13 protein-coding genes are annotated in these 14,089 nt (G+C 63.5%); 8 read left to right on the top strand and 5 right to left on the bottom strand.

Features of this window, described 5'->3' with window-relative positions; all coding sequences use genetic code 11:
• Window positions 1–44: 44 nt before the first annotated feature.
• Window positions 45–719 carry a 4-carboxy-4-hydroxy-2-oxoadipate aldolase/oxaloacetate decarboxylase gene (gene ligK / locus ACI3KQ_RS03225; RefSeq protein WP_404954727.1) on the bottom strand — a complete coding sequence of 225 codons (675 nt, stop codon included), beginning with the start codon at window positions 717–719 and terminating at the stop codon, window positions 45–47.
• 105 nt (window positions 720–824) lie between these two features.
• On the opposite strand from ligK, the gene ACI3KQ_RS03220 reads away from it, so the two are divergent.
• The 7 genes from ACI3KQ_RS03220 to ACI3KQ_RS03190 all read left to right on the top strand — a co-directional run bounded on the left by ACI3KQ_RS03220 (window position 825) and on the right by ACI3KQ_RS03190 (window position 7,274).
• Window positions 825–1,976 (top strand): LysR substrate-binding domain-containing protein, encoded by a 1,152-nt coding sequence (locus ACI3KQ_RS03220; RefSeq protein WP_404954725.1) that lies wholly within the window; start codon window positions 825–827, stop codon window positions 1,974–1,976.
• A gap of 64 nt (window positions 1,977–2,040) precedes the next feature.
• Window positions 2,041–2,937 carry a DUF1932 domain-containing protein gene (locus ACI3KQ_RS03215; protein ID WP_404954723.1) on the top strand — a complete coding sequence of 299 codons (897 nt, stop codon included), beginning with the start codon at window positions 2,041–2,043 and terminating at the stop codon, window positions 2,935–2,937.
• A 593-nt stretch (window positions 2,938–3,530) separates the two neighbouring features.
• Window positions 3,531–4,556: an amidohydrolase family protein gene (locus ACI3KQ_RS03210; protein ID WP_404954721.1), complete on the top strand. Its 1,026-nt coding sequence runs from the start codon at window positions 3,531–3,533 to the stop codon at window positions 4,554–4,556.
• A gap of 106 nt (window positions 4,557–4,662) precedes the next feature.
• Window positions 4,663–5,067, top strand: coding sequence for a protocatechuate 4,5-dioxygenase subunit alpha (gene ligA, locus ACI3KQ_RS03205; protein ID WP_404954720.1), 405 nt, complete (start codon window positions 4,663–4,665; stop codon window positions 5,065–5,067).
• Window positions 5,067–5,915, top strand: a complete 849-nt coding sequence (locus tag ACI3KQ_RS03200; RefSeq protein WP_404954718.1) for a class III extradiol dioxygenase subunit beta — start codon at window positions 5,067–5,069, stop codon at window positions 5,913–5,915. Before ligA ends, ACI3KQ_RS03200 begins: the two co-directional genes overlap by 1 nt.
• 18 nt (window positions 5,916–5,933) lie before the next feature.
• Complete coding sequence (locus tag ACI3KQ_RS03195) at window positions 5,934–6,299, top strand: hypothetical protein (RefSeq protein WP_404954716.1); 366 nt, start codon at window positions 5,934–5,936, stop codon at window positions 6,297–6,299.
• Window positions 6,300–6,335: 36 nt separating this feature from the next.
• Complete coding sequence (locus tag ACI3KQ_RS03190) at window positions 6,336–7,274, top strand: Gfo/Idh/MocA family oxidoreductase (RefSeq protein WP_404954714.1); 939 nt, start codon at window positions 6,336–6,338, stop codon at window positions 7,272–7,274.
• Between the two features lie 36 nt (window positions 7,275–7,310).
• Here ACI3KQ_RS03190 and ACI3KQ_RS03185 read toward each other — a convergent pair whose 3' ends face one another.
• The gene (locus tag ACI3KQ_RS03185; protein ID WP_404954713.1) at window positions 7,311–8,213 is read right to left on the bottom strand and encodes a helix-turn-helix domain-containing protein; all 903 of its coding nucleotides are present in this window, start codon (window positions 8,211–8,213) and stop codon (window positions 7,311–7,313) included.
• 119 nt (window positions 8,214–8,332) lie between these two features.
• On the opposite strand from ACI3KQ_RS03185, the gene pobA reads away from it, so the two are divergent.
• Window positions 8,333–9,502 (top strand): 4-hydroxybenzoate 3-monooxygenase, encoded by a 1,170-nt coding sequence (pobA, locus tag ACI3KQ_RS03180; RefSeq protein WP_404954711.1) that lies wholly within the window; start codon window positions 8,333–8,335, stop codon window positions 9,500–9,502.
• A gap of 66 nt (window positions 9,503–9,568) precedes the next feature.
• On the opposite strand, the gene ACI3KQ_RS03175 is transcribed toward pobA, so the two are convergent.
• The 3 genes from ACI3KQ_RS03175 to ACI3KQ_RS03165 all read right to left on the bottom strand — a co-directional run bounded on the left by ACI3KQ_RS03175 (window position 9,569) and on the right by ACI3KQ_RS03165 (window position 14,036).
• On the bottom strand, window positions 9,569–10,900 hold the full coding sequence (locus ACI3KQ_RS03175) for an MFS transporter (protein WP_404954709.1): 1,332 nt from the start codon (window positions 10,898–10,900) through the stop codon (window positions 9,569–9,571).
• A 48-nt stretch (window positions 10,901–10,948) separates the two neighbouring features.
• A complete protein-coding gene (locus tag ACI3KQ_RS03170; RefSeq protein ID WP_404954708.1) occupies window positions 10,949–13,105 on the bottom strand; it encodes an acetate--CoA ligase family protein in 2,157 nt (718 codons plus the stop codon).
• A gap of 70 nt (window positions 13,106–13,175) precedes the next feature.
• Window positions 13,176–14,036 (bottom strand): p-hydroxycinnamoyl CoA hydratase/lyase, encoded by an 861-nt coding sequence (locus tag ACI3KQ_RS03165; protein WP_404954706.1) that lies wholly within the window; start codon window positions 14,034–14,036, stop codon window positions 13,176–13,178.
• Window positions 14,037–14,089: the final 53 nt, after the last annotated feature.

Raw genomic sequence — 14,089 nt, 5'->3', positions numbered from 1 at the left:
TTCTACCGTTTCTTGACTACGCTCGAAACGAAAGGCTCTGGCAATCAGGCGTATTTCAGGCCCATCTCTTCCAGGCGGGGGCGCATGTTGTAAATGTCGAGGCCGAGTTCCCCGGCGGCGAGGCGGATGCGCTTGGCTTCTTCGGCGGCTTCGCGGGCTTGGGCTTTTTCAAGGACAGCAGCGGCGTCGGCGCGAGGGACGATGCAGACGCCGTCATCGTCGGCGATGATGACGTCGCCGGGATTGACGAGCGCGTTGGCGCATATGACGGGGACGTTGACGCTGCCGAGGGTCGCCTTGATGGTGCCCTGGGCGTGGACGGCTTTGGACCAGACGGGGAAATTCATCTGCGTGAGGTCGCGAATGTCGCGGACGCCTGCGTCGATGATGAGGCCGCGGCAGCCGCGCGCCTGGGCGGAGGTGGCGAGGAGATCGCCGAAATAGCCGTCGGTGCAGGGGCTGGTGGGGGCGAGGAGGAGGATGTCGCCTTCGCGCAACTGCTCGATTGCGACATGGATCATCCAGTTGTCGCCAGGAGGAGCGGAGATGGTGACGGCGCTGCCGGCGATGCGGGCGCCGGAATAAATGGGGCGCATATAGGGGGCGAGAAGGCCGGTTCGGCCCTGGGCTTCGTGGACGGTAGCGACGCCGCAATGGGCCAAGCCATCAATGACGGAAAGGTCCGCTCTGTCGATATTTTTGACGACTATGCCGGACATGATTTTCCTTCCTGTCTCCCGAAGCCGTGAATGAAATGGCGAATAGGAACGGGTTGCTCAAATTTGAAGTGTGGGATTACCATTAGATTTTGCTAAGTGTGGTGCATGAGTCCTGATCACTTCAATATTCGGCACCTGGCAGCCATGGCGGCGGTGGTGGAGCAGGGCAGCGTCAGCCTGGCGGCGCGGGCGGTGAATTTGACGCAGCCTGCGGTCACGCAGGGGATCGCGAAGCTGGAGGCGCAGCTGGGTCTGACGCTGTTCGAGCGGCAACCGGGGGGCATGGCCCCCACCGAGGCGGCGAGCAGGCTCGCGCCGCGTGTCGAGGTGGCGTTGAGGCTGATCGGGAGCAGCCGGGTGACGGCGGCGCAGATACGGGCGTTCGTCGCGCTGGCGCGGGCGGGGAGCTATGCGGCGGCGGCGGCCAAGGCGGGAGTGAAGGAGCCTTCACTGCACCGGGCCGTCGGCGATCTGGGGCTGGCGATGGGATACCGGCTGGTGGACCGCCGGGGCCGGGGTCTGGTGCTGACGCGGCAGGGCGGGATGCTGGCGCGGCGGCTGCGGCTGGCGCTGGCCGAGCTGCGGTCGGGGCTGGATGAGCTGGCGGAGTTGAAGGGGCAGGAGAGCGGGCGAATAGTGGTGGGGGCGATGCCGCTGTCGCGGGCACGGCTGCTGCCTCGGGTCATCAGCGCGTTCCGCAAGGATTTGCCGCAGGTGCATGTCAGCGTGCATGAAGGGTCGCATGCGGAGCTTGTGGGGCCGCTGCGGGACGGCGAGGTGGACATGATGATTGGCGCGTTGCGTGATCCGTCGATCGTACAGGATCTGGCGCAGAGGCCGCTGTTCGAGGACCGACCGACGATCCTCGCGCGGGCGGGGCACCCGCTGGCGAAGGGATGGGATGCCGATGCGCTGAGGCGGTTTCCGTGGATTTTGCCGCCTGAAGGAGCGCCGCTGCGGCAGCTGTGGCGGGATATGTTCGAGGCGCTGGGCGGCGATTTGCCTGCGGTGCCGATCGAATGCGGGTCGGTAATGACGATCCGCGAATTGCTGGCGAGCGGGGATTATCTGACGATGCTGTCGGTCGATCAGCTGGCGTTGGAACTGAATGTCGGACTGGTGGCCGATATTGGTCCGGCGCCGGGCGCGATCAACCGGACGATCGGGCTGACAACGCGGGCGGACTGGCGTCCGACACGCCTGCAGCAGCGATTCATGGCGGCGATTGAAGCCGAGGCGGCGAACATAAGTTCGTAAAAACTTATGAGCAGGCCATGGATTCGATTGGTCCGCGCGGCGGCATTGGGTCATCGCTGTTCGCATGGAACAGGAAGTCGGTCTGATCGGATTTGGCGAGGCGGGTTCGACCTTTGCGATGGCAGGGGCGTGGGCTGCGCGAGCGCATGTGTTCGACTGCAAGACCGAAAGCGCTGTCGAACGTAATGCGATGCTGGCGGCTTATGCCCAGGCTCATGTGCTGGGCGCGCGCTTCATGGAAGATGTGCTTTCCGGCGTCGGGCTGGTGCTGTCGCTGGTGACGGCGGATCAGGCGCTGGAGGTGGCGGAGGTGGCGGCCGAATGCCTGGCGCCGGGCGCGATCTACTGCGACATGAACAGCGTCGCGCCGCAGACCAAACAGGCTGCGGCGGCGGCGATCGAGGCTGCGGGCGGCCATTATGTGGATGTCGCCGTGATGGCTCCGGTCAATCCGGCGCGGTTGTCGGTGCCGCTGCTGTTGAGCGGGGGGCAGGCGGATGAGGCGGCGGCCCGGCTTGGCGCGCTTGGCTTTGCCAATATGCGGGTCGTGGGTGAAGCAGTGGGGCGTGCTTCGTCGATCAAGATGATCCGGTCGGTGATGGTCAAGGGCCTTGAGGCGCTGACCGCAGAGTGCGTGCTGGCGGCGGAGGCTGCGGGCGTGCGTGACGAAGTGCTGGCGTCGCTGGATGCGAGTGAGAAGGCGCGGCCTTGGGGCGAGCGGGCGGATTATAATCTCGACCGGATGCTGGTGCATGGACTGCGCCGCGCGGCCGAGATGGAAGAGGTGGTGAAGACGCTGGAGGCGCTGGGCACCGGGGCTGCGATGACGCGTGGAGCGGTGCAGCGGCAGCGGGCGATCGGGGCGCTGGGCGTGACGGATGTGCCGGAGGGGTTGAGCGGGAAGCTTGAGGTGGTTTTGGCGCGGGGTGAGGTTGTGGGATTGCGGCCTGAGGTGGTGTGATTTGCTGGGGCGGCGGCTGAATTGCGAGCTTGATTGAAGTTCGTCATCCCAGCGCAGGCTGGGATCTCAGGCGGTTGGGTTCGGCCTGGAGGCATGAGATCCCAGCCTTCGCTGGGATGACGGAAGATGTTGGGATGACGGGAGATGTTGGGATGACGGAACACGCTGGGATGACGGCAGATGCTGGGATCGCGGGAGTTAGGGAGCGTGGCTGTCGGTGACCGAGGTTCGATGGGGGTGCTTATCCCCTTCGTCATCCCGGACTTGATCCGGGGTCTCGCTGGCGGGGTCGGGCTTCCGTGAATGGAAAGCGGGACCCCGGGTCAGGCCCGGGGTGACGGCTTGGTGAAGTGGGTGAAGGCACGAGATCCCAGCCTCCGCTGGCGTGCCGGGATTGTGTGGGGCGCGCTTGCGCTTTGATTGAGACTTGGGCGGGGAGAAGGGTTGGGCTTCGACAGGCTCAGCCCGAACGGGGAATTGAGAAGCATTTGGTGGGCCTTAAGTTGCATGTGCTCCTGCGAAGGCAGGAGCCCAGTTCAGACGGCGGGCCTGGGCTTCTGCTTTCGCAGGAGCACGTTGAGGGTGATTAAGCGATGAGCCTGATTATCGACTGCCATGGCCATTATACCGTGCTCCCCAAGGGGCATGATGCCTGGCGGGAGGAGCAGAAGGCGGCGTTCAAGGCGGGCGTTGCTGCGCCGCCTTATCCCTACATCAGCGATGATGAGATCCGCGACACGATCGAATCCAACCAGTTGCGCCTTATCAAGGAGCGGGGCGCGGACCTTACGATCTTTTCGCCGCGCGCTTCGGCGATGGCGCCGCATGTCGGGGATGCGGAGGTCGCGCGGGAGTGGGCGATGCGGTGCAATGACCTGATCGCGCGGGTGGTGGGGCTGTATCCCCAGACTTTTGCTGGCGTTTGCATGCTGCCGCAGTCGCCAAGGGCCGACATGGGCAACAGCATCGCCGAACTGGAGCGGTGCGTCACGCAGCTGGGCTTTATCGGGTGCAACCTTAATCCTGACCCCGGCGGCGGGCATTTTCAGCATCCGCCGCTGACCGATCGTTACTGGTATCCCTTTTACGAGAAGATGGTCGAGCTGGACGTTCCGGCGATGATCCATGTGTCGGGCAGCTGCAACCCGGCGATGCATGCGACCGGCGGCTATTATATCGCGGCGGACACGATCGCCTTCATGCAGTTGCTGGAGGGGGATTTGTTCGCGGATTTCCCGACGCTGCGCTTCATCATTCCGCATGGCGGCGGCGCGGCGCCCTATCATTGGGGGCGGTATCGGGGGCTGGCCGACATGCTGAAGAAGCCGAGCCTGGACACGCATCTGATGAACAACATCTTTTTCGACACCTGTGTTTATCATCAGCCGGGCGTCGATCTGCTGGCCGATGTGATCGACAACAAGAATATCCTGTTCGGATCGGAAATGGTCGGCGCGGTGCGTGGGATCGATCCGACGACCGGCCATTATTTCGATGATACCAAGCGCTATGTCGACGCGCTGGATATCAGCGATGCGGAACGACACGCGATATTCGAGGGCAATGCCCGCCGCGTCTTCCCGCGTCTGGACGCGCAACTGAAGGCGCGCGGCCTGTGAGCTACCGCACCCCCCTTGTAGCCCCTTGGGGGGTGGGTCCATCTTCTGTCCCTGCTGTGGAAGGACGAGGCGGAAGATGGACTTTTTCTTGTCTGGAGAACCGCCGATGAGCGTTGATATCCATGAATATCTGGCCGAATTTGACGATATCCCCGGCACGCGCGTCTATACGGGAAAGCGCGCGCGGCAGGGATATTGGATGAACCAGTTCGCGATGAGCCTGATGAAAGGCGATAATCGCGAACGGTGGAAGGCGGACGAGCGCGCCTATCTGAACGAATGGCCGATGACCGAAGATCAGCGGCAGGCGATTTTGGATCGCGACTATAATCGTTGCCTGGATTTGGGCGGCAATATCTATTTCCTGGCCAAGGTATTTTCGACCGACGGCATGTCCTTTTTGCAGGCGGTGGGAACCATGACCGGCATGAGCACGGAAGAGTATCAGGCCATGATGATTGCGGGAGGGCGATCACCCGAAGGCCAGCGATCGATAAGGGAGAAACGTTGATGGCCCGCATTACCGCTGGCGTAGGGACCAGCCATGTGCCGGCGATCGGCGCGGCGATGGATAATGGCAAAGTGGGCGAGCCCTATTGGGCGCCCCTGTTCGCCGGTTACGACTGGTCGCGGCAATGGATCGCGCAGGAAAAGCCGGACGTCGTCATACTGGTCTATAACGACCATGCGTCCGCTTTCGACATGAAGATCATTCCGACCTTCGCGATTGGCTGTGCCGACCGCTACGGCATTTGCGACGAGGGATGGGGGCCGCGGCCAGTGCCCGATGTTGAGGGGCATGCCGACCTGGCCTGGCACATCGCGCAGAGCCTGATCCTGGACGAATTCGACATGACCATCATCAACGAGATGGATGTCGACCATGGGCTGACCGTGCCGATGAGCCTGATGTTCAATCAGCCTGACAAATGGCCGGTGAAGGTCGTTCCGCTGGCCGTCAACGTCGTCACCTATCCGCCGCCGTCGGGCAATCGTTGCTGGATGCTGGGCGAGGCGATCGCGCGAGCGGTGGAAAGTTTCCCCGAGGATCTGAACGTGCAGGTGTGGGGCACGGGCGGGATGAGCCATCAGTTGCAGGGGCCGCGCGCCGGGTTGATCAACGCCGGATGGGACAATCGCTTCCTGGACCTGTTGAGCGCGGAAGATGACGGGCAGTTGCGCGCCATCCCGCACATCGAATATCTGCGGGAAACCGGATCGGAAGGGATCGAGATGGTGATGTGGCTGATCATGCGCGGTGCGCTGGGCAGGAAGGTCACGCCGCTGCATCGCCATTATCATGTTCCCGCATCCAATACGGCGGTCGGGCATCTGGTGTTGAAACCCGACGATTCATAACGACAATCGAAGGGATGGATGATGGCGCGCGCCGACATCGAGGATGCATTGGTCAGGCTGGAGCAGGTGCATAAGCAGCTGGGGGTGCTATCCACCGGCGCGGAGCCGGGCTGGGAAAAGCAATATTTGCAGGCCCGGCGGACCTTGCAGGAACAGATCAACCGATTGTGCCAGGCGGACGCGCAGCTGAACCTGTCCGATGAGGATAGCCGTCGGTTTCGCGATGCCTTTGGCAAGTTTCGGACGGCGACAGCGCTGCACCAGGCGGATTGGCCCGTCGTCGGTATCAATCGGCAAGCCCCGGCATATAGTCAGTCCGCAGCCCATGTGGGGCAGACCTATCAGCAATTCATGACGGTGATGCGCGCGCTGATGCAGCGATAGCCAGAGCGCGCGGCCAGTAAGATGAGGAGTTAGAATATGAGAATCGCGCTGGCCGGTGCGGGAGCTTTTGGTGAAAAGCATCTGGATGGTCTGAAGAATATCGACGGCGTGACCGTCACCTCGCTGGTCGGGCGCAATCTGGAGCCGACGCAGGCGATCGCGGCGAAATATGGGATCGGTCATGCGACGACTGAGCTGGCCGAGACGCTGGCGCGCGATGATGTCGACGCGGTGATCCTGTGCACGCCGACGCAGATGCATGCGGAACAGGCGATCGCCTGCATGGATGCGGGCAAGCATGTGCAGGTTGAGATACCGCTAGCCGATAGCTGGGCCGATGCTCAGGCGGTATTGCGCAAGCAGGAAGAGACGGGGCTGACCTGCATGGTCGGGCACACGCGGCGCTTCAACCCGAGCCATCAATGGGTGCATCGGCAGGTGATGGCTGGCGCGTTCAACGTCCAGCAGATGGACGTCCAGACCTATTTCTTCCGCCGCAAGAACATCAATGCCAAGGGTGAGGCGCGGTCATGGACCGACCATCTGCTGTGGCACCATGCGGCGCATACGGTGGACCTGTTCGCCTATCAGGCGGGGCGCATCGTGGACGCGCATGCGATGCAGGGTCCGATACATCCCGAACTGGGCATTGCGATGGACATGTCGATCCAGTTGAAGAGCGAGAGCGGGGCGATCTGTACGCTTTCGCTGAGTTTCAACAATGACGGGCCGCTGGGGACCTTCTTTCGCTATATCGGCGACACGGGCACCTATATTGCGCGCTATGACGACCTGGTGAACGGCAAGGAAGAGCCGATCGACGTGTCGAAGGTGGACGTGTCGATGAACGGGATCGAGTTGCAGGACCGCGAATTTGTGAGCGCGATCAGCGAGGGGCGGGAGCCTAATTCAAGCGTGGCGAAGGTGTTCGATTGCTATCGGGTGCTGGGCGAGTTGGAGAAACAGCTGGGGTGAGGCGACCGGGGGCGCGGCGGGTCGGACGCAGGCTTCTCACGGACCGGGCAGTTGGGGAGATAGCCGTGACCTGCGCCAAGTGCGCGGAGGCTGACCGGCGTGGCGCGCGAAGAAGCGGGAGAAATAGGCCGGATCGTCAAAGCCGATGGCATAGGCGATCTCGCTGACGCTCATGTTGGAATAGAGCAGCAATCGCCGGGCTTCGAGCAAGGCCCGTTCATCAAGGATCGCAGCCGGGGATCGGGCGGCGATGCGGGCGCAGGCCTGGCGAAGCGTGCTTTCACTCACGCCCAGTTCGCGGGCGTGAACCGCCACCGGCTCGCGCGAACGAAAGCGCTGTTCGATCCGCTCGCGCAGGCGGGCGACCAGCGCAGCCTGCCGTCGGCCTTCGCCCAGATGCGCCTCGCTCAATGCAGAGCGCCGCAACGCATCGACCATGATAGAGAGCAGCAGCGCTTCCACCATTGCGCGCTGCCCCCTGTTCGACCAGCCCAGTTCATGCGCGAGCTGTTCCATCCGGCTTTCGAATGGCGAGCCATGCTGGGGCGAGAGTGATATGGCCCGCGCGCTGTGAAAGAGCTGCGCAAGATCCCGGTCACGCTCCAACAGTCGGTGAAGATAGGCGTCGGCCATGGTCACAACCCAGCCCCGCGACTCACTGGTCCAGGCAAAGCCATGCACGACCGCAGCGGGGATGATCAGCAGGCAAGGCGCGCTGAAAGATACCGTCTCGTCCTCTGCCCGCATCGATCCGCCGCCTTGTGCGATCAGGATGATGTGATGCAGATCGTGATGAACATGCGGTTGGATCGTCCATTCGCTGGGGCGGGAGCGATCATCAAGGCTTTCCACATGAACAAAGCCTTCCTCCACTGAACGCTGCGGCTCTCCATAGAGGTAGAAGCTGGGTATCGCGCGCATCTTGGCGGGCCTGGGCATGGCCGGTCGCAGCCTTTAAAACTGTCGGATCGTCCATCTTTTATACTGCTCCAGCCGTGTCCCGCAATGGGGTGCCGCGGCATCATCGCAAGCAGGAAGCGATTGCGGAGAGGGACGTCATGAAGACCCAGATTGCCATTGTGGGAGCCGGTCCGGCGGGCCTGCTGCTCGGTCACCTGCTGCGCGCCGAGGGGATCGACGCCGTGATCGTGGAGCGCGCGTCCGCCGACTATGTGCTTGGCCGCATCCGTGCGGGCGTCCTGGAACGGACCACCACCCGGCTGCTGGACCGGTTGGGCCTGGGCGCGCGCATGCATGCGGAGGGATTGCCGCATGATGGCTTCCACCTGACAGACGGCGAACGGCTGATCCGCATCGACATCGCTGCGCTGACGGGCCGCCAGGTGGTGGTATATGGCCAGACAGAGCTGACCCGTGACCTTATGGAAGCGGCGCCCGGAAGGGGATTGCATATCATCTATGAGGCCGCCGACGTCGCATTGTTCGATGTCGATAGCGACGCGCCCTATCTGACCTACAGCAAGGGAGGCCGAAGCCATCGCATCGACGCCGCTTTCATCTGCGGCTGTGATGGCTTCCATGGCCCTTCGCGCAAGGCAATGCCCGCCGCCGTGGCGGCCAGTTTTGAAAAACTCTATCCTTTCGGCTGGCTGGGAATTCTGAGCGATGTGCCGCCCTGCAACCATGAACTGATCTACGCCAATCATGAGCGGGGTTTCGCGCTGGCATCGATGCGGTCGGCAACGCGCAGCCGCTACTATGTGCAGGTGCCGCTTAATGAAAAGCTGGACAATTGGCCGGACGACAGGATCTGGGACGAGCTGGCGATCAGGTTGGGGCCGGAAACGGCGGCGCAGATGACGCGGGGGCCGGCTCTGGAAAAATCGATTGCGCCGCTGCGGTCCTTTGTGTTCGAGCCCATGCGGCACGGACGGCTGATGCTGGCGGGAGACAGCGCGCATATCGTCCCACCGACCGGCGCCAAGGGTTTGAACCTGGCCGCATCGGACGTTCATTACCTGTCCGAAGCGCTCATCCGCCATTTCAGGCATGGCGACAGCGATGCCATTGCCGGATATTCGAAGAAGGCCCTGGCCCGGATATGGAAATCGGAGCGCTTTTCCTGGCAGCTGACCCGTTTGATGCACCGGTTCCCTGACAATGACGCCTTTGACCGCCGGATGCAGCTGGCCGACCTGGATTATATCGCTTCTTCAGTTGCCGCGCAGACGGTGATCGCTGAAAATTATGTGGGACTGCCGCTGTAACCGAGGCGCAAGGAGCGTCTCGCCCTGGCATCCGCGGGGATCAAGCGGTGCCAGAGCGAGATATATTCATCCGTGGACCTTCGCCGTTTCACGCCGATATTCGGCCAGGAGCAGGATCAAGGCGCATGCTGCAATGAGCGAGCCTGACGCCATGACCAGCGCGACAGTTGGCAGCTTGAAATCGAACGTGAAGAGGACACCGGCGGCGATGGGGCCTAAAGCGGCTCCTCCACGACCGACGCCTATCACTATTCCTGTACCTCCCGCCCGGACGGCGGTCGGGAAAGCGTGGGCGATGATGGCGTAGAGGCCGACGACTGCGGCGTTGGTAAAAAATCCGGCAGCCGCTGCCACCAGCGCCAGGCCGGAAAGGCTGGCCTGACCCTGACCGAAAACGGTCACCATGGCCGTCGAGAACAGCAGGGCGCCGATCACCAGCGCGCGAACGTCCAACCGCCAGCTGAGCGCGCTGAGCGAAAGCGCGCCCAACAGACCGCCGACATTGGCCCATACCAGCACGCCCCCGGCGGACGAGGGGGCAAAGCCCATGTCCACGACGATCTTGGGCACCCATTTCAGAATGAAGTAGAATGTCATGATGTGGAAGAAATAGGCGGTCGTCAGAAGCACCGTCGTGCGCGCCAGGCCGGGGCTGAGCAGCGATGCGAAAGACGCCCTGGGCGCCACCGGGTCCGGGGCGGGCAAAGCGACCAGAGGTTCGCGTCCCATCCGCGCCATCAGCCTGTTGACCCGATCCAGCGCATCCGCCGGACGCCTTTGCAACAGGAAGCCGATCGATTCAGGCAACAGCATGAACGTCAAAGGCAGGAAGATCGCGGTGACGACGCCCCCCAGCAGGAAGATGTCGCGCCATCCGCCCGAAACCAGCAGCATGGACGCGACCGAGCCGCCGAGGATCGCGCCGATCGGATAGCCCGCCGCCATCAGGGCGACAGCCAGGCTGCGGGCGCGGGCGTTGGCAAGTTCTGCAACGATGGCATTGGTGCAGGCCAGCATCCCGCCGATGCCAAGGCCGGTGACGAGCCGCACTGCCGACAATGACACGACGCTGAAGGAAAAGGTCGCCGCCAGCATACCGGCGGCCATGACCATAAGGCAGAGGAGGATGGTGGGGCGACGGCCTATATGGTCGGCCAGACCGCCGAGCAGTACCGATCCCACGGCCATGCCGATCAGTTCCATCGACAGGACGACGCCGAGCGCGGCACGATCAATGCCCCATTCCGCGGCAATGCCGGGGGACGCGAAGCTGATGGCCAGAACGTCGAAGCCATCCAGGGCGTTCAGCATGACACACAGGGCGACCGCCATGATTTGCAGGCGTCCCATCGGCGCTTCATCCAGCATTCGCCGGATATCCGTTCCACTCTGCACCATAGCCGCCTCCCCTGAATGATTATTGATCTGGACGATATCGTGGTTGCGTCAGCCCTGTTCCGGTGCGGTCAGCATGAGGGCGTCGAGAGCGATTGCGCCTCTACCCTGCGGATAGAGGATGACCGGGTTGAGATCGATCTCCCGGATCGACGGTTCGGCGAGCAGGATGCGGCCAAGCGTGTGGATAATCCCCGCTGCCGCCTCCACATCCAGCGCAGGCGATCCGCGAAAGCCGCGCAGCAGGGGCGCTTGCTTGAGCTGGTCCAGTTCAGCGGCGATGGCATCGACCGAGAGGCCGGGGGTGATCAGGCGCACGTCCTGCAGGATTTCCGCCGTGACGCCGCCAAAGCCGCACAGGATGACTGGTCCCCAGTCTGGATCATTCTTTGCGCCGATGATCAGTTCGACGCCGCGTTCGCCCATGGCTTCGATCAGGACGCCGTCGAGCGCGATGGTCGCATCATAGGCGGCGACATGGGCATATAACCGGTCCCAGCCCGCGCGCAGTTCGTCAGCGTTGGAGAGGTTCAACACCACGCCGCCCGCATCGCTCTTGTGGCTTAGACGGGCGGACTGCGCCTTGAGCGCGACCGGATAGCCGACCGCCTCGGCAGCGTTCAGCGCGTCGTCGATGCTGGTGCAGAAGGCGCCCTTTGGGAACGGGATGCCGAGCGGGGCGAGGATCGCCTTGGCGCGATATTCGGGGATGACGCCGCTTTGCCCGGCCAGCGCCGGGGCGGGCAGGGGGATGGTCGGCGCTTCGCTGAAGTCGCGACGCGCATGGTGGTTGAGGCGCTTCAGGGCGCGGAAGGCGCGTTCGGTCGAAGGGAAATAGGGGATGCCGAGCGTGCGCAGCTGATCGATATGATGGGGCGGAACCGGCGCGCCTTCGTCCAGTCCGGCGAAGATGATCGGCTTGTCCGGCATCAGTTCGCTGACGGCGCGCAGGATCGGCGGCAGCTTGATGCCGACGGTCACGGGATCGGTCTGGATGATGCCCGTGACGATGCTGCCGAACCGGTCGTCGGTGAACAGCGCCGCCAGTGTCCGGCGATAGAGGTCGGGATCGACCAGTCCCTGCGCAGTCAGGTCCAGCGGATTGGAGACGGGCACGAAGTCGGGCAGCACCGCGCGCAGGGCAGGGGCATTGCCGTCATTCACCTGCGGCAGGTCGAGGCCGATCGCTTCGCACAGGTCGAGGGTCAGCGCCTTGAACGCGCCGCTTTCGCCCAGCACCGCGACGCCGCCAGCCGGGATGGTTGGACAGCGCAACGCGATTTCGGCGATGTCGCCCAGTTCCTCCAGCGTTTCGGCCAGGATGACGCCCGCGCGCTCCACATTGACGCGCATCACCTGATAGTCGCCCGCCATCGCGCCGGTGTGGGTGGCGGCGGATTCACGCGCGGCGGCTGAGCGGCCAGGGTGCAGCAGGACGATGGTCTTGCCCAGAGCGCGGGCGCGGCGGGCGGCGGCCAGGAAACGTTGCGGCTTGCGGAACTGCTCCACGATCATCGCGATCACTTGGGTGGAACTGTCCTCCAGCAGGTAGTCGACATAATCCTCGACGCCCGATGCGGCTTCGTTGCCGGTCGAGATGGAGAAGGAGAGGCCAAGGTCGCGCGAAGCCAGCGTGGTGCACAGGACGCAAGCCATCGCCCCGCTTTGCGAGACAACGCCGATGCCGGGACGGTCGCGCAGTGGTTTGGCGTCGGTTTCCACGAAGGTCAGCGGCACACAGTCGATGAAGTTGGTCATGCCAAGGCAATTTGGCCCTTCGACGACCATCCCGGTTTCAGCCGCGATCCGGCCGATCTCCCGTTGTTCCGCCAGGCCTTCTTCACCGCCTTCGGCAAATCCGGCGGAAAAGATGACGGCGGCGCCGACATTGCGCGCGGCCAGCGCCTTCACCGTATCGAGCACCGCCGCGCGCGGGATGGCGAGGACGGCGGCATCAACGCCGTCGGGCAACGCATCGACTGATGGCAGGCATGGCCGTCCGCCGATTTCCGCGCGCTTGGGATTGATGAGGTGGATGTCGCCGGAAAAGCCGTTGCGCGTCAGGTTGGACAGGACGGATGCGCCCAGCGCACCCGGCTTGTCCGATGCGCCGACGATCGCCACCGATCGCGGGCGCAGCAGCCGGTCCAGCGACCTGGCCGCGCGGGCAGCGATGGCGGCGGGCGGATTCAGGGTGTCGGCCGTCATGGGTCCGTCTCTCCAAAAACTCTGTGGGGCAGGCCGCCTCTTGGGGGCGATCCTGCCAGTCTGTCGCGGTTCAGGCCTGCTGTTTCGACTTGTCGTAAGCGCCAAGGCCCGGCCTGTAGCTCTTGTCGTCTATAAACTGCCTGATGCCTTCCTTGCGGCCCTCATTGTCGAAGCTGTTGGCCGCTTCCTGCGCGCGGATCAGATAATCCTCGGCATTGTCATAGGTCATTTCGCGCACCCGGCGGATGGCGTCCTTGGTCGCCTTGAGCGCGACGGGGTTCTTCGTCAGCAAGGTCTGCGCGACCTGCGACACGCGGCCCCTGAGTGCGCCGAGCGGCAGCGCTTCGTTTACGAAGCCCCATTGTGCCGCCGTCCTGCCGTCCACATTCTCACCCATCAGCGCATGATACATGGCGTTGCGGAAGCTGGTCAGCTCCGTCGCCACCTTGGCCGCGCCGCCGCCGGGCAGGATGCCCCAGTTGATTTCGCTGAGGCCGAACTGCGCTTCCTCCGCCGCGAAGGCGAGGTCGCAGGCGAAGAGCGGGCCGTAGCCGCCGCCAAAGCACCAGCCGTTGACCATCGCGATAGTGGGTTTCTGATACCAGCGAAGGCGACGCCACCAGCCATAGCTTTCCCGTTGTGCGTCACGCGTGCCCTTCAGGCCCTGCGCTTCGGTTTCCCGGAAATATTCCTTGAGGTCCATGCCAGCGCTCCACGCCGTGCCTTCACCGGTCAGGACGAGGACGCCGACATCGGCGCGAAACTCAAGCTCATCGAGTATGCGCATCATCTGGCGGTTGAGGCGCGGCGACATGCAATTGCGCTTGTCCGGGCGGTTGAGGCTGACCCAGGCGACGCCGTCCTCCACGGTGAAGGCGACGGTTTCGATTTCGGCCTGCTCGACGCCATCGACATGCAGGAAGTTCGTCATGATCGTTCCTTAGAAGTTATTCGTCATCCCAGCGAAAGCTGGGATCTCGTGCG

Source organism: Sphingobium sp. ZW T5_29 (genome assembly GCF_044987515.1).
GTDB lineage: Bacteria > Pseudomonadota > Alphaproteobacteria > Sphingomonadales > Sphingomonadaceae > Sphingobium.
This window is presented reverse-complemented; position numbering and strand designations above follow the sequence as displayed.